Origin of the sequence: Algoriphagus sp. (genome assembly GCF_024642405.1) — a bacterium.
Taxonomy (GTDB): Bacteria; Bacteroidota; Bacteroidia; order Cytophagales; family Cyclobacteriaceae; genus Algoriphagus.
On sequence record NZ_JAHEBC010000001.1, the window covers coordinates 1 to 16,617 of the forward strand.

Consider the following 16,617-nt stretch of genomic DNA (forward strand, 5'->3'; position numbering starts at 1 on the left):
TCCTTGGACAAATACGAATCCATGTTTAGCAAAATACGCTGGAACAGGTTCTTTAAAGGAATAGAATAAATTAAGGCCGGAAAAAATTCCGGCCTTAATTATTACCATTCTATTGGGCTTAAACCTTTTGAAATCAAGTATTCATTTGATTTGGAAAAATGACGACAACCTAAAAACCCCCTATGGGCCGAAAGTGGGCTTGGATGTGGTGCTTTTAAAACATGATGCTTGGAAGCATCGATCAATTCAGCCTTTTTTTGTGCAAATGCTCCCCATAGCATAAAAACCACATTGTTTCTCTCCTTACTTATAGTTTTAATAACCTCATCTGTAAATTCTTCCCAGCCCTTTTTTTGATGTGAACCAGCTTGATGTGCCCTAACAGTCAAAGTCGCATTAAGTAAAAAGACTCCCTGATCAGCCCACCTGGTTAAATCACCATTTGGGGGCAAGTCTTTCCCCAAATCAGATTTAATTTCTTTGAATATATTCAGTAAACTCGGAGGAAAAGGAATCCCGGGCTTTACCGAAAAAGAAAGGCCATGGGCTTGGCCAGGTCCATGATAAGGGTCTTGGCCTAAAATCACAATCTTGACTTTATCGAATGGGCAATGCTTAAATGCATTAAAAATATTTTTCCCTTCCGGGAAAATCTTTTCTTTAGAATATTCGTCTTTTACAAATGAAACTAATTTAGAGAAAGAATCCTGCTGAAATGCTTGGGTTAATACATTCTTCCAACTTGGTTCTATTTTTACATTCATAGTTAACTATATTGATTATCTAATTTTCAATTGTATATTTATATCCTTTTAACTGATGAAATTATGGTTACTGCTATTACAGAAGGAATTCAAGTAAGTGTTGAAGTTACCTATCAGGCTGAATTCTCCAGTCCTCAGCAACACCATTATGTATTCACTTACAAAGTAACAATTCATAACAAAAGCCCACATACTGTTCAGTTATTACGAAGAAGATGGGAAATTTTTGATGCTGCAGAATCAATAAAAATTGTTGAGGGTGATGGAGTGGTAGGCCAACAACCAATTTTAGAAAAAGGTGAATCCCATAGTTATGTTTCAGGATGTAATTTAAAATCAGGTCTTGGGAAAATGAAGGGCGCTTATTTCATGGAGAAATTAAACGACAGGAAACGCATAGAAGTTGAAGTTCCCGAATTTCAAATGATTGCAAATATTTTCCATAATTAATTTGCTTAAAAAACTTTTTCCTCTTTTTGCTTATTTAAAATATTGGGTAATAAAAGAAGATAGTTACTCTCTTCAGTCTCCATTAGTTTTCAAAATTTATCAAGATTTAATTGAATTCATTAAATCTCCAAATCTTTCTGTCGGCGAAATTGAAGATTACAGAAAAACTTTGGTGGATTCAACAAAGGAAATTGAAGTTTTGGATCTAGGTGCAGGGTCAAAAAAAGTAAATTCCCGAAAAAGAAAGATCGCTGATATTACTAAGTTCAGTACAAGTCCAAAAAAGTTTGCTCTATTATATCAGTATTTTTGTCAACTGACACCAGCCATAACTGTATTTGAACTTGGGACTTGTGTGGGGATTACAACACGCTATTTATCTCAAAAAACTAAGGGAACCTTATATACTTTTGAAGGATCACAGGAAATCCAAAATGTGGCAAAACCTAATTCAGGATATGAAAATATTCAATTTATTTTGGGTGATATATCCGAGACACTCCCTATAATCCTTTCTAAAGTTAAAGGAGTAGATTTTACTTTGATAGATGCAAATCACACCTATTTTGGAACACTAAAGTATTTTGAACTGATTTTAGAGAAAGTAAATAAAAACTCAATAATTGTAATTGGAGATATACACTGGTCTAAAGAAATGGAAAAAGCATGGGAAAAAATTAAGACCAACCCCAATGTAAAAATGAGTATGGATTTTTATGAATGTGGAGTATTATTTTTTGATTCATCATTCATAAAGTCTGAATATATCTTAGACTTTTGATTTTATCGCCTGAAAAAAAAATTCAGCCCCAGCTCTTTCAGGTATGGAGTTATAACAATTGGTAATTGATAATTCGTGAAACTTTTCTTCAAATAAAGACTGATACTCCTTCAGAGAACCTCCAAAGGGAGGCCCATCCTTATCAAACACCCTATTGAATAATAAACCGACTAATTTTCCTCCAGGCTTAAGTAATTCAATCATTTTACTAACATACTTAGGTCTTAGGGAAGGATCGAGCGCACAAAAAAAGGTTTGTTCCAGAATTAAGTCATAATTTTTGTTGTGGTAGAAAAAATCCTCATGATGGATATTCGAGTCCGGAAACTCTGGGGACTTCAATTTAAATCTTCTTAATGGCTCAGAAGAAAAGTCGAGAATATTAACATTTTTAAATCCACAATTAAAAGCATATAAGGCTTCATATCCATTACCAGCACCAGGTATCAGAATTTCAACTTCTTTTTTTTCAATTTGGTCTAAAAATTGCACAATAGGAGTAGAAGGATATCCAATATCCCAGCCAGTTTGACCAAACTTATATCGATTAGACCAGTAGTTTTCGTCAAAAACAGTCATTTAACAACAGCTATTTCAAAATTATGAGCACAAATTTCGAGTCAGGAGCAAACCCAAAGAAAGAGCAAGGTAAAAATATAATTATTATTGTTCTTGTACTTTTAGTGATAATCAGTGGAATAAAATTATATACTGATTATGTGGACCGAAGTAAAAAGACGAAAGAGATTCTACTTTTATCCACTGAAAACAATGAGTTAAATAAACGATTAGACTCTGTAACCTACCAACTCGATTTAAGGATTCAAGAAATTGAAAAATTAGGTGGAGACATTGAGGCACTCGAGGAAGTAAGAGACCAACTTATTGCCGAAAGAAATACTTCAAGACAAAGAAGTGCTAATGAAATAGCTGCGCTGAATGAAAAAATAAGAAGTTATAGCGGGTTGATCGAAGAAAAAGATCAGGAAATATTAGAACTGCGTGCTATGAACCAACAGCTGTTTGCTGAAAATCAAGATTTGAAAACTACTCAGGCAGAAATAGAAGAGGAAGTAGCACAATTGAATATTCAAAAAGAAGATTTACAAGCGAAAGTAAATATTGCAGCAATGCTCAAAGCCGACAATATTAATATTGCTGCTGTAAACTCCAGAGGAAAAGAGAGGATTGAAACCACGAAAGATTTTAGAAATCGACAAATTGAAAGAATTAAAGTAAGCTTTTCTTTTGCAGATAATAAAGTAGCTGAAAAAGGCCCAAGAAATGTATACGTACAGGTTTTAGCTCCTAATTCTCAACCAATTTTTGATGTGGCTAAAGGATCCGGTACATTTATGATGGACGGAGTTGAAGAATTTTACACTGTAAGGCAGGATATAATCTTTGATAACACGGAACAGGAATTGACCTTTTATTATGAAAAAGGTTCTGATTATAGTTCAGGCATTCATGAAGTCCGAATTTTTGTTGATAATTATCAAATTGGTTCAAAAACATTCTCAGTAAAATAAAAAAAGACCTCCACAAGGAGGTTTTTTTATGGATTTAACTTTTTCATTTAAACATACTCTAGGATTAAAGCATGATTTCCCCTACTTTTGCGGTCTGTTTATTAAATTCCTTAAACACATTTAAAAATGTTCCAAAGAAATTACGAGACGGTATTCATTTTAACTCCCGTTTTGTCTGATGTTCAGATGAAGGATACCGTAGACAAGTTTGTGAACTTGCTAAAAGAAGAGGGGGCAGATGTTATTAATGTGGAAAACTGGGGTCTAAAGAAGATGGCATACAACATCGAGAAGAAGACTACAGGTTTTTATGTTTTGGTTGAGTTCAAGGCCGATCCAACAATCATCCGCAAATTCGAATTAGAATTTAGAAGAGATGAAAAAGTGATGAGATTCTTGACTACTGTTTTGGAAAAGCATGGTATTGCTTATGCCGAAAGAAGAAGAAAAGGAGAGTTTAACAAAAAATCTGAAGCTAAGGAGGAAGCCACAAAATGACACTTATAAACGAGCCAATCAATAGAGGCGAAATCAGAAAAAAGTATTGCCGATTCAAGAAGCATGGTATTAAGTACATTGATTACAAGGACCCTAACTTCTTGTTAAAATTTGTAAATGAGCAAGGTAAAATTCTTCCTAGAAGACTTACTGGTAACTCTGCAAAGTACCAGAAGAAAGTTGCAAATGCCATCAAAAAAGCAAGACATTTGGCTTTGTTGCCATTCGTAACCGATGGTTTGAAATAATTCGGTCTTGTATCGTCCAATCAAAAAAGATCATTACAAATGGAAATCATTCTAAAAACAGACATCAAAGGTCTTGGCTATAAAAACGACTTGGTTGAAGTAAAGCCTGGTTATGGAAGAAACTACCTTATCCCTCAAGGATATGCAGTTTTAGCTACTGGCTCAAACAAGAAAATTCTTGCCGAGAATATCAAGCAAGCTGCTCACAAAGCAGAAAAAATTAAAACTGAAGCTGAAAATATTGCGGAGAAATTACAAGCCTTAACGCTTGAGATCAAAGCTAAAATCGGTGAATCAGGTAAAATCTTCGGAAAAGTTACTACACTTCAGATTGCAGATGCTCTTGCATCAAATGGAATCGACATAGACAGAAAGAAAATCTCTATCAATGTACCTGTTGATGGTGCTGGAGAATTCGCTGCTGAAGTTGATTTGCATAGAGAAGTTAAAACAGAAGTTAAATTTGTAGTTGTTGGCGAGTAAGCCTTAATACAAATTCAAAATAAAAAGCTCACCAAATGGTGAGCTTTTCTTTTTTCTTAATTTAGAGACTTTTCGAAATCTTCAATAAGTTTTTTGGAGACTGATCTGCTATTTTTTTCTCTTTCCTCTTTAAATAAGGCGATAGCCTCTTGAGACTTTTCGATTACTCCAACTGGGTTGTTATCGTTTTTAAAACTCACCCAGCACCAGGAAAGCTCGGCTGCTAAAGAGTCACCAAGTTTTAATTTCTCAAGCTTCTGAATTACATCAGGAATAGTTTTTTCTAGTTTTTCGACTTTCATTGTTGTAAAGTTAGTTCAATAGATTTTTGATTTGTCAGCAAAACTGAATATTTATTTTCTATTAAACAAAAAACATCTCTATTAATTATCATAATGGTAATTTCAATCGATTTCCAAAGGTTATATAAATGAAAAATTTTAGATCTAAATTGTAAACTTCCTCGTTTCCCAATGAGATCAATAAAAATATTATCTACTGAAAACAAGCCAATTAAGTCCAAATCTTAAAAATCTTTTTTGCACAACTTGCAAAAAAAGAAAGGAGAATCTACCTTTGTGACACTTTAAAGAAAACTAAATGGTTTTCGCTAGTTAACTGGTCCATGGTGTAACTGGCAACACGTCTGATTTTGGTTCAGAAGAGTCCAGGTTCGAGCCCTGGTGGACCAACAAAACCTCTTGAATATCAAGAGGTTTTTTTATTTAATAAACCGCAAGCGATAAGCATTCATAGCATTTTTTCCCAAAAGTTCAGTTAATTGATAATTGGCTATGGCCCCTACCCCAGCCCCGACTATTGGAATTAGTTGAGCAAGCTTGGCTAGATCTATGTAATCCCGATAATCCAATTGAAAAGTTTTCCAATCGAATTCGCTTAAATCATTTGGCAAGGTAGCTCTAAAGTTTTCCCAATCTTCAATAAGACCAATCAGATCATTCTTCCTTTGTTGGGAGGAAAAACTCAATTGAAAAACATAAAGTAAAAAAAGCCTTTCTTGAAAGTTTTTGGTGTCAAACCCATAAAGCGAAGCTATATCAAAAAGCATCTTCATTTTGATCGTTAGAAAAGCAGGAAAGTCAGCAAACCCTAATAATATTCCGCCAGCTCCTGTTATTGCTCCTTCTACTGATGCGGTATTTCGATACCACTTTATTCGACTTCTGATCTTAGCCTCCCGTTCCTTTAGACTTAATTCCCTTTTAGGTTTTGGGCGAATTAAAGTTGAGCCAGTTATCACCATCTTTACCATATTTTCTACAGCAAGAGTGATTGCACGATGGATTTTTTCTGGAATCCAGCTATTAATTTTTCCTTGTATTCCATGGGTTACCTTACCGAAAAACCCAGACTTCTTTTTCATTTGGATCAACCAGGTCCCAAGCTCGGCATGCACATAATTTAAATAGTTATCCATCTGTCTTCTAGCTCTAGATATGGTATACTGATTATACTATCGGAAGTTCCAAAACATTAAATCTATCAGGATTCAATTTGAATTACTCAAAAATAAAAAAAGCTGCCTCAATGATGGGGCAGCTTTTCAAATCCACTCATTAATCCTATTTATACAATCCGTTAAACAACATTTTAAATGTACCATGAGATTGTGCTCTGAAGGTAATTTCTGGACCAAAGGCATATAGTTTACCATCTCCAATTTGTGCTTCAAAAGCAGTCACTCCATTTTTCAGATAAGACTGACCCCAGGCCCAACCGCTCTTTAATGGCTCTTCATCTCCAAACCAAGCTATAGGTTTTACACCCATATTTCCTGCTGAAGGTGACAATTTGAACACTGGGCTTCTATTAAACATGATATATGCCTTTTCACCCATACCATAATTGATAGGTACAGAATTATCAACATGCATTTCAAGAACTGAACCTGGAACATAATATTTCTCACCGCTTAGGCCTCTAGGCTTGCCATCCGATCCCATTTCTACCAAAGCATCCTCAACTGGTAAATCTAAGTGGTAAGCTAGATCGGTCGCACTACCTACTGTGATAATATCACCTCCATTCTCCATAAATTCTCTCAATTCTGGAATTGATTTATCAACGGAAATTCCGCCTAGCATATGGCGATATTCCTCGGGAATCTCATCTTCATCGGGTTGTCTTCTATTATAACCTCCTGAATTCTCACTTGGAATTCCTGGACCGATAAATACCAAGACATCAAACTTATCATTAAGATTTCCATTGTCAATTTCCTGAGGAAATACTAATTCGAAAGGAAAATGAAATTGCTCCATCATCCATCTCACCCATCCTGAAGGCATTGATCCACCATAATAATCAAACAAACCTATTCTGGCTGGCTTAATTTCTGTAGCACCAGCAGGGACTCCTCTGGCTGCTACCGGATATACACCATATTCACTTGCTGCTTTCTCCAAAACTTTTTTACCAGCATTTCCTACGTAAAAAGAACCTGCTGGCAATCCTCCTGTTGAAGAGTTGGTTCGATAAACTTTCACTTTAGCTTGAAAGAGATCATTTACAGCCATAAAGCTATTATTAGATCTGGAATCAATCAAAAATCCTGAGCCACTTACTAACGGCTTTGGGTCAGGGGTAAGAATCTCTCCATACGGCATTCTTTCAAAAGGCCCATCAAAATCTTCCATTATCCTATCAATTTCAGAACCCATTTGGAAAGCCAACGTCCATCCTGCTGCATCATAAGGTCTAATCGGAGGGCCTCCTGGATACAAGAAATCATTAGGGTGATCTTGCGGCTCAAACATATCAATAACATGAGGTCTAAAAGCCTGATCAGTTTTCACAATATAAGATCCCGCAGGATACGACTTGCCATTGACCGTAAAGTCTGAAGTTGCCTTATGAACTAATATACCTGATTTGATCAATGCATTTAAAAATTTTATAGCTGTTGGAAAATCAGGCTGGTCTGCTGGTAAGATATATCCTCTTGGGTCACGATTTGAAGGATCTTTATATACCGAATCGTAAAATTGAGCTGGTATACCTGATCTAAAACCGGAATTAGAGGATCCATTGTTATCAGAATTCCTCTTCCTTGATGATTCAAATGCATCTTGAACAGCTTGTGCATATTTAGGGTACATCGTCCAATTGTCTTTACTTCCCTTTTCAATAGCACTTCTACCCATCAAATAGATATTATATAGTAATTCATCACCATGTCTTACAGCGTGATTTAAAACGCCATAATTCAAAGAAATAGAATAATCAATAGATCTTCTAAAGTGCCAATCTTGAGGTGTAATTGGATAAGGAGTACCATTATTTGGTATCAATCTATCTGGAACAAGTGGAACTGTTGATGGTGTAGGATTACCAATAATCTCGGTAAGAATACCAATGATATTATGATAATAAGGAGTAGTTCTTAGTCCTCCGTTCCACCAGGTAGAAAAAACAGATCCATCTAGTCTGGTGTATCCAGGTTTATCTTCTTGGTGAAGTTTATTTATCATAGAAGCTCCTACTGCATCCAAACTTGTGATGATCATTGGATCAAATACATGATTAAATGGATCTCGGTACGGAGGTCCTGCTACTACGGTTCCAGCAGGTCCAGACTGATGATGATTATAAATGATCTGTGGGATCCATTCAACATATTGCTGAAGAGACATATTTGCCGCTTCGCTCATGTTGTTCATGTAGAAATCCCGGTTATTGTCATGACCTACATATTTCTGATATAAAATAGGAATGTTTTGATCTCTTTCTTCTGGATTTTCTTTTCTCATATACCAATCAGACATAATTTCCATCCCATCAGGATTGGCATGAACAAGAAGGATAATGACATTATCCAGAATTTTCATCGTCTCTTCATCAGTCCTTGAAGCTAATTGATAAAGTGTTTCAATCAACTGATGTGGGCCAACAACTTCATTTGCATGCAAACCACCATCGATCCAAACAACAGGTTTACCTTCTACGACTAACTTTTCGGCTTCTTCCTTTGTGATTTCTGCCCTAGCCAGTGTTTGTGAGATTTCCTTATATCTATCAAGTTTATCGAAATTAGCTGGTGCAGTGACGATCATCATAGGATGAGATCTCCCGTATTCTGTCTTCCCAATTTCAACCAATTTCACTCGGTCACTGGCATCGGCCACTTTCTTAAAGTAAGCTTCAGATTGAGAAAATGTAGCTAGTTTATAATCATCCCCAATATCAAAACCAAAATGTGATTTGGGTGTGGGTACAGTTTGAGCAAAAAGTCCAAATGACCAGAGGCTCAACAATAAAATAAAGAGCGTAAAACGTTTTTTCATATGATGTTATTTGGTGGATGGTTATTTCATCTTTTCTAAAATACTATGAAAAAAGAGGTATACATTTTTGTAGTACCTCTTTCTACTTATTTTTTACAGGATCGGGTTATTACATCAATGAATATTAATCTTCCTAATTTATTTTAATGAATTCAGAATGTTTAGGATCACCCATATTCTGCTTTGTATAAAATCCGGAATTATTAAACAATCCTGGTTTTAATTCCCAATCATTTAAATCCATTTTCAAAACTCCAATTGGATAGGGGCTATTAATCATGATTGCAGATTTTCCTTGTTTACCTTCTAATACTAATGAATCAGAAACCCCAAACTTATCCTGAATAATCAGATTGAATCCAACTCCGGAATCTTTCCCATTATTTACAAAATTTCTTGTAGTCACATTATCTAAGATAAATTTGCCATTTCCCTCCAATGTTAAATCCGATGCCAAAACTGAATTAGACAGATCAACCGTAGTTCCATTAGAAACCATCACTCGATGGGTAATAAAAATTTCCTGCATTCCAGATTCTTTTCTTTGAAATCCAAAAACAGCTCCGTTTTTATCCGAAATCACAGGATTTAGTATTACTGGCACCACCGATTTTGGATTTATCAAATGAGGCTTTTCATTTAACTCAATCTCAGGTTCGAATCTATTATTTATGGTACTATACCAACTTATTCTTCCCCCAGAAATTTTAACTCGTTTACTGGAATCTTTAGTCAATAATTGCCTTATTCTTAATCCCTGAGGTCGATAATCTATCCTTTCCGAATAGCAAGGACTTAAATCCTCATTCACAAAAAACACATTTTCAAACCTGGCTTCTGAACACAGAGAAAAAAGCCCAACAACAATAGAGCCCACAGGGAGCTCATTTTCAATATGAATTGGCTTTATTCTAAGCGGTCCCGCCATTCCATTAAAATCCTCAATTAACTCGATATCTTGAACCGATCCTGTCTCTGGATGAAAAAGCTTCAATTTATTTGTTGATTTCCAGATTTGAGAACCTAAGTTACCAACAGCTATTTCTGAAACTTCACCCTTAAGGGTTTTAGTTGTTTCGGCAAATATGGGTTTAGAGGTACTTCTTATCATTCCATGGATATTAATATTCTCCATGATTAAGTTCACGTTAAAATCAGTGTATATAAGGTGACCGGGAGCATCATTTCCAAAATTCCAAACTGCAGAGCAATCTTCTCTAAATTTCCCATCTAGCAAAATTTCAAGAGAACTGGAATTAACACTAAAGACAATATTTTGTAAACTTTCTCCAATCCCTTTATCTAATTCAATCTCAGTGTAAGTTACATTTCTATCTGCCCTTTTCATTCTAAGTGGAGGCATAGGATATTGGTTAGAAAACGACTCCCACGATTTCCATTTTCTTGATGTTTTGATAACATTGAAAATCTCACCATTATAAGAAAGCTTATCTCCCTCTTGAAGAGACCATCCCCACACCTCAAAAATATGATCTGAAACTTTTCCGATTAACCCATTATCCTTAATACTTTCCAGGTTTTGGCGGATAACATCCCCTGTTCTCGGAATTCTATCAAAAATATTTACAGTCTTGCCTGAAAAATCCCTCCCTTTAAGGTCCTCATCACCATAAACCAACCAAAAATCTCCATTAGTATTTAATCCAATCCTCTTACCTCCTATTTCCAAATGTGACGCCTCATATCCTGTACTAGTTCCTCCAGTCCACTCTTGAGAAGCCAAATGATACCAGGTAAAATTTGGGTCATCAACTTCTATCTGATTAGAAGAATTGAACTTCATTTTCAGGTTATCAAACCGATATGCTTTTAAAGATTCAAGTTCTATAAAATTACCTCTTTGCTCTTTTGACTTTCCAATCCATTCTACCCTTAATCCTCCGCTTGTACGAGCTTTCATATTATTTGGATCTTTGGAATACCAATCACCCTCAAATCTATAGGTACAGAACTCAATAATATCGACCCCATCATGGATGCCTCCTCCATTACAATACCCTTGGTTTGGCATGGAAAAAGTAACTCCCTCTCGAATGAAACCAAGCTCAGTGGCCATCTGGTCTCGAATCATAAATTGATGATAATTTCTAACTCTTTTTAATCCATACTGGCTACTTAATGGCGATGGATCATAAAAGAACAATCCTGTAAAGGATCCATATTGAACTACTTTTTGGGAATAAGTCGGAGGAATAAATTGCCAATCAAAATCTATTTCGACTTTACCTTGATCAGGAAGTTTAAAAAAGCTTCCATTATCTCCAAAAGTCTCCTTAAAACTAGCTGACGAATCATCACCTTTACCATGTTTATCTCCCGTAAAAGCATCTGACATCATCAAATGAATCGCTGGAGGCAATCCTTGTCCCTCCATTACAAATTTTATTGAGGAATTACTTTCAACATTTATTAAAGGCATCCCCAAGGTGGCGTATATCTGACCAGATCTGGCTTTTAAAGAAACCCGTTTTTTAGATGATTTTGACCAAGATTCTATAGCAAACTTATTATCAAAAAAGAAAATCCCATCTTGATTTTTTATGGCTTTAGAAGAGATAACATCTCCGCCATTATAGGGAAAGTCAACAATCAAGTTCTTCCCGTCTACTACTTCCAATACTCTTGAATAGACAACAGCTAATGCTCCGGGAAAATAATTTCTTCCGGTTTCCGGATACTCAGAACTACATTTATGAATTCGAGACGGTTCTAACCATTTACCCACAAAAGTTGAATCAAACACCTCATTTTCTCCTTCGAAAGACACTTTAGCTTTTTCTTCATCAATCTTTTCATAGGTTAATGACCCCCAAAAGGTCTTATAAAAAGATTCGCCTCCAAATTCCTCCAATGATGCATATCCTTCCCCGATTTCCTCAGTCGGAATACTCAAAGACTGGACTTCTGGCGTTGAACTTTCTTGATCAATTGTATTTCCTATTAATAAACCTGAGCTAGACGCAACAAAGTCCTCTAAAACCTGTTTGCCAACTTCCTTATTCTCGACCTCTACTTTCCCACCAAGAATCTTGTCTTTAAATTCCTGATCATTTACCTGAATAGAATCAAATTCAATAGGGATCCCATCTTCTGATAAAGCTTGGATAGATTCAACAATTAAAGATGAGCCATCTTCGGTTCGAATCTTAATGACCAGTTTATTTTTCTTTTTTTGATTCATAAAAAATGTATTTAGGTTGAAAAGGAGAAGTACTTAAAGTTACAAAATAGAAAAATGTAAAAACTGATTTAACACTTAGTTTCCATAAGGAATTCATAATAAACTTATATTTTGAATGAATTCTAATTGTTTTAGCCTTCCCATCAAATTTTGCTATTTTTGTCTTTGAACTCTATTTCATTCTTCTCCGAATAAACCACCAAATATGTCCGAAGTCAAAATCTTCTCAGGCGGAAACAGTATTGTTTTAGCAGAAAAAATCTCAAAAAACTACGGTAAAAAACTTGGCGAGCTTACCATATCAAAATTTAGTGATGGTGAAATGTCTCCTAGTTTTGACGAGTCTATCCGTGGCTGCACCGTTTTTCTGATTCAAAGTACCAATCCACCTAGTGACAATATTTTGGAATTATGTCTGATGATTGATGCAGCAAAGCGAGCTAGTGCTTATAAAGTTTGTGCAGTCATTCCATATTTTGGATATGCAAGACAAGATAGGAAAGACAGACCTAGAGTATCTATTGCTGCAAAAGCAATTGCAAACATGATTACATCAGCTGGAGCAGATAGAATCATGACCTGCGACTTACATGCGGGACAAATTCAAGGTTTTTTTGATATACCTTTGGATCACTTAAATGGATCAGCTATCTTTGTGCCCTATTTGAGTATGCTCAATCTGGATAACATGATTTTCGCGTCACCAGACGTGGGGGGAGTTGCTAGAGCGAGGGCTTATGCCAAGCATTTTGAAGTAGAAATGGTAGTCTGTGATAAGCACAGAAAAAGAGCTAATGAGATTGCATCTATGCAGGTCATTGGTGATGTGGAAGGAAAAGATGTAATTCTGATTGATGATTTGGTGGATACAGCCGGAACTTTATGTAAGGCAGCTGAAATCATCATGGAAAAAGGAGCTACCTCAGTAAGAGCGATCGTAACACACGGTGTTCTTTCTGGAAATGCTTATGAAAATATTGAAAATTCAGTTTTAAAGGAATTAGTAATCACCGACACAATTCCTTTGAAACAAAAATCTTCAAAAATTAAAGTATTGACAGTAGCAGATCTTTTTGCCAAAGCAATTCATGCGGTAACAGGTCACACTTCTATCAGTTCTTTATTTATTTAAGAACCAATTTTATTAAATATATATCTTATGAAAACACTTGAGATTATAGGGTTTAAAAGAGCAAATCTCGACAGTGCCTCTCTAAATGAAATCAGAGAATCAGGCAATGTACCCTGTGTGGTTTATGGACCAGGTATTCCTGAGCAAATCCACTTCTATTCTCCGATCATTTTGTTCAGAGAATTAATTTACACTCCAGAAGTACATTTGGTTGAATTGAACATTGAAGGAACAATCGTGAAGGCTGTTTTAAAAGAAGCTCAATTCCACCCAGTAAGTGAAATGCTACTTCACGCTGATTTCATGGCTTACACTGAAGATAAGCCAATCAAATTTGAAATCCCTGTAAAAGTTTCCGGAAGCTCTCCAGGTATTGCCAAAGGTGGTAAACTTGAATTCAAAACTAGAAAACTGAAAGTGAAAGGATTAGCTTCTCAGCTTCCAGATTTCATTGAAGCCAATATTTCTACCCTTGATTTAGGTAAATCTTTCAAGGTTTCGGAATTAAAAGCCGAAGGATTTGAGATCTTAACAAGTCCAAACGTTTCTTTGGTAACTATCGGTATCCCAAGAGCGCTTAGAGGAAAAAAGACTGATGATGAAGTTTAAGCTCCAATAAATCAAAATGAAAATCCTGTTCTTTAAACTGAGCAGGATTTTTTTATTTTTACCCATTAGAAAAAACCCTATATGAAATATCTCATCGTTGGCTTGGGAAATATCGGGCCTGAATACGAACTGACAAGGCACAATATTGGCTTTTTGACAATTGATAGATTAGCTGAAAAAGAATCACTTTCTTGGAGAAGTGATCGTTTGGCATTTAAAACAGAGTTTAAATTTAAAAGTCGAGCTATTCATTTAATAAAACCTACTACTTACATGAATTTAAGTGGGAAGGCAATGAATTTCTGGATGAAAGAGCTAGACATCCCAAAAGAAAACATATTGGTTTTAGTAGACGATGTGGCTATTCCATTTGGGAGCTTGAGAATGAAATCTAAAGGAAGTGCCGCTGGACATAATGGACTCAAAAATATAGAAGCTCTTACCGGTGGCCAAAATTATCCGAGATTACGTATAGGTATTGGAGATGATTTTCCGAAAGGGAGACAAGTAGACTTTGTATTGGGACGATTCACTCAAGATGAATTTGCAGAGTTACCACTGATTATGGACAAAGCAATTGAAATGATTTTAGCTTTTTGTACCATTGGTATTGAACGAACAATGAATCAATTTAATAATTGAAGGGATTGATTTGGAAATCCACTTGACAGAGGTTTACTTTGCAGCACTTCAGGCAACTGATTTATAAAGAAGAGGCGAGAGAATAGGCTCATTGACCCTCTGGCAACCATCCCGAATCTCGGGAAAGGTGCCAAGTCCTACCCTTAGCGGGAACTATAAATTGGCTTTATTCCTTAAAAACCCCATTTTAGTTCGATTTGACCGCTTTTGGTTTGATTTTCTCAAACTCAAGAGCCTTTTATATTATTATTAATTCAGGCAATACGCTATGAGCAAGCACTTCGAAACTAATTCTATTCGGATCAATTCTTCAAAATCCAATCAAAAAGAGCATTCCTCTCCAATTTATCTTACTTCTAGTTTCACTTTTGATTCGGCAGAAGAAGCAAGAGCAATGTTTGCCGATGAAATCCAAGGGAATATTTATTCAAGATATGCAAATCCAAACTCAAGTGAATTAATCGAAAAAATCTGTGCTGCAGAAGGTACCGAAACCGGAATAGCTACAGCTTCTGGAATGGCAGCAATGTTTGGAAGTATAGCTTCTCTATTACAGCAAGGTGATCATGTTCTGGCATCAAGATCCCTGTTCGGGTCTACTCATCAACTTTTAACCCGAGTATTTCCCAAATGGGGAATTACATCAACGTACGGAGATATTTCAGACATAGCTAATTGGGAAAAACTTTTGCAGCCAAATACTAAAATGTTGTTTATTGAAACTCCCTCCAACCCAGGACTGGAAATCATAGATCTGGAATGGGCTGGAAATTTCGCTAAAGCTAATAATCTGATTCTTGTAGTAGATAACTGTTTTGCTACACCTTATTTACAACAACCTGCAAAATGGGGAGCCCATATCGTTACGCATAGTGCGACAAAGTATATAGATGGGCAAGGAAGGGTACTTGGAGGATTAATCTTAGGTACAGAAGAATTAATGAAAGAAGTCCAGTTTTTTACAAGACACACTGGCCCTGCTATTTCTCCTTTTAATGCATGGATACTATCAAAAAGTATGGAAACCTTAGGAGTAAGAATGGATAGGCATTGCGATAATGCTTTGAAAGTAGCTACTTATTTTGAGGAAAGCCCTGAGATAGTAAATGTTAAATACCCATTCTTAAATTCTCATCCGCAATTTCATCTTGCCAAAAAGCAAATGAAACATGGAGGAGGAATAATTACTTTAACTTTAAAAGGAGGCGTACAGAGAGCGAAAAAATTCATTGATCATTTACAAATGATTTCTGTGACAGCTAACCTTGGAGATAGTAGAAGCATTATCACTCACCCTGCTTCCACGACACATAGCAAATTATCTGGTGAAGAACGTTTAAGAGTTGGAATAAGCGACGGATTAGTTCGTCTCTCTGTTGGACTAGAACATGTCGATGACATCATCGAAGATGTAGAGAGAGCACTTCAATTATCAAAGTAAAAAAGGTCCCTTAGGGGACCTATATTTTTACCAAGTGGTCTGTTGAAGTTTTGGAAATGCTCTGATAATATCACTCAAACTAATTTGCCCAATCAATCTACCATCCTTTAATACTGGAAATCTTCTGATTTTCAGTTCTAAAAATTTCTGAGCCGCATCAAATAAGGATAGTTCCTGCCCCAAAGTGATTACCTCTGTACTCATATGCTCTTTGACTTTACCAGGAAATTTTGGTGTATTCGTATATTTTCCTTTAATGATTTCTTTTAAACAATCAACTTCAGAAATGATTCCCACCAATGTACCTGACTCATCCAACACAGGAGCACCGGATATTTTCCTTTTTGTTAAAACCTCCAAAACCATATCAATTGTATCTTCTGGATTAAATGTAACCAGATTCGTACTCATATGATCTTTAACTAAAATTTGGGATGCAGGAGATTTTTTGGGCTCCACCATTCTAACTCCTTGGAAACTCTTAACCATAGATAAAATAATTTAAAGGTGAAAGAATAATTTACCGAAAAA

At 35.7% G+C, this 16,617-nt stretch carries 17 protein-coding genes, 1 tRNA gene and 1 riboswitch; of the genes, 11 read left to right on the forward strand and 7 right to left on the reverse strand.

Features of this window, described 5'->3' with window-relative positions:
• Window positions 1-101: 101 nt before the first annotated feature.
• A complete protein-coding gene (gene ung / locus Q0L68_RS00005; protein ID WP_296697582.1) occupies window positions 102-764 on the reverse strand; it encodes a uracil-DNA glycosylase in 663 nt (220 codons plus the stop codon).
• A 63-nt stretch (window positions 765-827) separates the two neighbouring features.
• Between ung and apaG the strand changes: the two genes are divergently transcribed.
• Window positions 828-1,214 (forward strand): Co2+/Mg2+ efflux protein ApaG, encoded by a 387-nt coding sequence (gene apaG / locus Q0L68_RS00010; RefSeq protein WP_296697585.1) that lies wholly within the window; start codon window positions 828-830, stop codon window positions 1,212-1,214.
• 1 nt (window position 1,215) lies between these two features.
• On the forward strand, window positions 1,216-1,995 hold the full coding sequence (locus Q0L68_RS00015) for a class I SAM-dependent methyltransferase (protein ID WP_296697587.1): 780 nt from the start codon (window positions 1,216-1,218) through the stop codon (window positions 1,993-1,995).
• Here the strand turns inward: Q0L68_RS00015 and Q0L68_RS00020 are convergent.
• A complete protein-coding gene (locus Q0L68_RS00020) occupies window positions 1,984-2,574 on the reverse strand; it encodes a methyltransferase domain-containing protein (protein ID WP_296697589.1) in 591 nt (196 codons plus the stop codon). The genes Q0L68_RS00015 and Q0L68_RS00020 overlap by 12 nt on opposite strands.
• 23 nt (window positions 2,575-2,597) lie before the next feature.
• Between Q0L68_RS00020 and Q0L68_RS00025 the strand changes: the two genes are divergently transcribed.
• The 4 genes from Q0L68_RS00025 to rplI all read left to right on the forward strand — a co-directional run bounded on the left by Q0L68_RS00025 (window position 2,598) and on the right by rplI (window position 4,756).
• Window positions 2,598-3,527, forward strand: a complete 930-nt coding sequence (locus Q0L68_RS00025; RefSeq protein ID WP_296697591.1) for a hypothetical protein — start codon at window positions 2,598-2,600, stop codon at window positions 3,525-3,527.
• Window positions 3,528-3,653: 126 nt separating this feature from the next.
• Complete coding sequence (rpsF, locus tag Q0L68_RS00030; RefSeq protein WP_296697594.1) at window positions 3,654-4,025, forward strand: 30S ribosomal protein S6; 372 nt, start codon at window positions 3,654-3,656, stop codon at window positions 4,023-4,025.
• Complete coding sequence (rpsR, locus tag Q0L68_RS00035) at window positions 4,022-4,273, forward strand: 30S ribosomal protein S18 (RefSeq protein WP_296697597.1); 252 nt, start codon at window positions 4,022-4,024, stop codon at window positions 4,271-4,273. The genes rpsF and rpsR overlap by 4 nt, the downstream gene beginning before the upstream one ends.
• 39 nt (window positions 4,274-4,312) lie before the next feature.
• Window positions 4,313-4,756: a 50S ribosomal protein L9 gene (rplI, locus tag Q0L68_RS00040; protein WP_296697601.1), complete on the forward strand. Its 444-nt coding sequence runs from the start codon at window positions 4,313-4,315 to the stop codon at window positions 4,754-4,756.
• 56 nt (window positions 4,757-4,812) lie between these two features.
• Here the strand turns inward: rplI and Q0L68_RS00045 are convergent, their stop codons facing one another.
• Window positions 4,813-5,058, reverse strand: a complete 246-nt coding sequence (locus Q0L68_RS00045) for a hypothetical protein (RefSeq protein WP_296697603.1) — start codon at window positions 5,056-5,058, stop codon at window positions 4,813-4,815.
• 317 nt (window positions 5,059-5,375) lie between these two features.
• On the opposite strand from Q0L68_RS00045, the gene Q0L68_RS00050 reads away from it, so the two are divergent.
• Window positions 5,376-5,448 (forward strand) — tRNA-Gln (locus Q0L68_RS00050).
• Window positions 5,449-5,477: 29 nt separating this feature from the next.
• On the opposite strand, the gene Q0L68_RS00055 is transcribed toward Q0L68_RS00050, so the two are convergent.
• From Q0L68_RS00055 to Q0L68_RS00065, 3 genes are all read right to left on the reverse strand, one after another.
• Window positions 5,478-6,194, reverse strand: a complete 717-nt coding sequence (locus tag Q0L68_RS00055; RefSeq protein ID WP_296697605.1) for an EcsC family protein — start codon at window positions 6,192-6,194, stop codon at window positions 5,478-5,480.
• Between the two features lie 145 nt (window positions 6,195-6,339).
• Window positions 6,340-9,060 carry a M14 metallopeptidase family protein gene (locus tag Q0L68_RS00060; protein WP_296697608.1) on the reverse strand — a complete coding sequence of 907 codons (2,721 nt, stop codon included), beginning with the start codon at window positions 9,058-9,060 and terminating at the stop codon, window positions 6,340-6,342.
• A 133-nt stretch (window positions 9,061-9,193) separates the two neighbouring features.
• Window positions 9,194-12,262, reverse strand: a complete 3,069-nt coding sequence (locus tag Q0L68_RS00065) for a hypothetical protein (RefSeq protein ID WP_296697610.1) — start codon at window positions 12,260-12,262, stop codon at window positions 9,194-9,196.
• Between the two features lie 205 nt (window positions 12,263-12,467).
• On the opposite strand from Q0L68_RS00065, the gene Q0L68_RS00070 reads away from it, so the two are divergent.
• From Q0L68_RS00070 to Q0L68_RS00085, 4 genes are all read left to right on the forward strand, one after another.
• Complete coding sequence (locus Q0L68_RS00070) at window positions 12,468-13,394, forward strand: ribose-phosphate pyrophosphokinase (protein ID WP_296697612.1); 927 nt, start codon at window positions 12,468-12,470, stop codon at window positions 13,392-13,394.
• 27 nt (window positions 13,395-13,421) lie between these two features.
• A complete protein-coding gene (locus tag Q0L68_RS00075; protein ID WP_296697615.1) occupies window positions 13,422-14,003 on the forward strand; it encodes a 50S ribosomal protein L25/general stress protein Ctc in 582 nt (193 codons plus the stop codon).
• A gap of 81 nt (window positions 14,004-14,084) precedes the next feature.
• Window positions 14,085-14,645: an aminoacyl-tRNA hydrolase gene (pth, locus tag Q0L68_RS00080; protein WP_296697618.1), complete on the forward strand. Its 561-nt coding sequence runs from the start codon at window positions 14,085-14,087 to the stop codon at window positions 14,643-14,645.
• A 58-nt stretch (window positions 14,646-14,703) separates the two neighbouring features.
• A riboswitch (SAM riboswitch) is annotated at window positions 14,704-14,807 on the forward strand.
• Window positions 14,808-14,913: 106 nt separating this feature from the next.
• Window positions 14,914-16,086: an aminotransferase class I/II-fold pyridoxal phosphate-dependent enzyme gene (locus Q0L68_RS00085; RefSeq protein WP_296697620.1), complete on the forward strand. Its 1,173-nt coding sequence runs from the start codon at window positions 14,914-14,916 to the stop codon at window positions 16,084-16,086.
• Between the two features lie 27 nt (window positions 16,087-16,113).
• On the opposite strand, the gene Q0L68_RS00090 is transcribed toward Q0L68_RS00085, so the two are convergent.
• The gene (locus Q0L68_RS00090; protein WP_296697623.1) at window positions 16,114-16,575 is read right to left on the reverse strand and encodes a CBS domain-containing protein; all 462 of its coding nucleotides are present in this window, start codon (window positions 16,573-16,575) and stop codon (window positions 16,114-16,116) included.
• Window positions 16,576-16,617: the final 42 nt, after the last annotated feature.

Coding starts and splice junctions, on each gene's coding strand:
- rpsR (WP_296697597.1), top strand. CDS start 4,022: ATGACACTTATAAACGAGCCAATCAATAGAGGCGAAATCAGAAAAAAG.
- Q0L68_RS00065 (WP_296697610.1), bottom strand. CDS start 12,262: ATGAATCAAAAAAAGAAAAATAAACTGGTCATTAAGATTCGAACCGAA.
- Q0L68_RS00085 (WP_296697620.1), top strand. CDS start 14,914: ATGAGCAAGCACTTCGAAACTAATTCTATTCGGATCAATTCTTCAAAA.
- rplI (WP_296697601.1), top strand. CDS start 4,313: ATGGAAATCATTCTAAAAACAGACATCAAAGGTCTTGGCTATAAAAAC.
- ung (WP_296697582.1), bottom strand. CDS start 764: ATGAATGTAAAAATAGAACCAAGTTGGAAGAATGTATTAACCCAAGCA.
- Q0L68_RS00055 (WP_296697605.1), bottom strand. CDS start 6,194: ATGGATAACTATTTAAATTATGTGCATGCCGAGCTTGGGACCTGGTTG.
- pth (WP_296697618.1), top strand. CDS start 14,085: ATGAAATATCTCATCGTTGGCTTGGGAAATATCGGGCCTGAATACGAA.
- Q0L68_RS00045 (WP_296697603.1), bottom strand. CDS start 5,058: ATGAAAGTCGAAAAACTAGAAAAAACTATTCCTGATGTAATTCAGAAG.
- Q0L68_RS00090 (WP_296697623.1), bottom strand. CDS start 16,575: ATGGTTAAGAGTTTCCAAGGAGTTAGAATGGTGGAGCCCAAAAAATCT.
- Q0L68_RS00070 (WP_296697612.1), top strand. CDS start 12,468: ATGTCCGAAGTCAAAATCTTCTCAGGCGGAAACAGTATTGTTTTAGCA.
- Q0L68_RS00025 (WP_296697591.1), top strand. CDS start 2,598: ATGAGCACAAATTTCGAGTCAGGAGCAAACCCAAAGAAAGAGCAAGGT.
- apaG (WP_296697585.1), top strand. CDS start 828: ATGGTTACTGCTATTACAGAAGGAATTCAAGTAAGTGTTGAAGTTACC.
- Q0L68_RS00020 (WP_296697589.1), bottom strand. CDS start 2,574: ATGACTGTTTTTGACGAAAACTACTGGTCTAATCGATATAAGTTTGGT.
- Q0L68_RS00060 (WP_296697608.1), bottom strand. CDS start 9,060: ATGAAAAAACGTTTTACGCTCTTTATTTTATTGTTGAGCCTCTGGTCA.
- Q0L68_RS00075 (WP_296697615.1), top strand. CDS start 13,422: ATGAAAACACTTGAGATTATAGGGTTTAAAAGAGCAAATCTCGACAGT.
- rpsF (WP_296697594.1), top strand. CDS start 3,654: ATGTTCCAAAGAAATTACGAGACGGTATTCATTTTAACTCCCGTTTTG.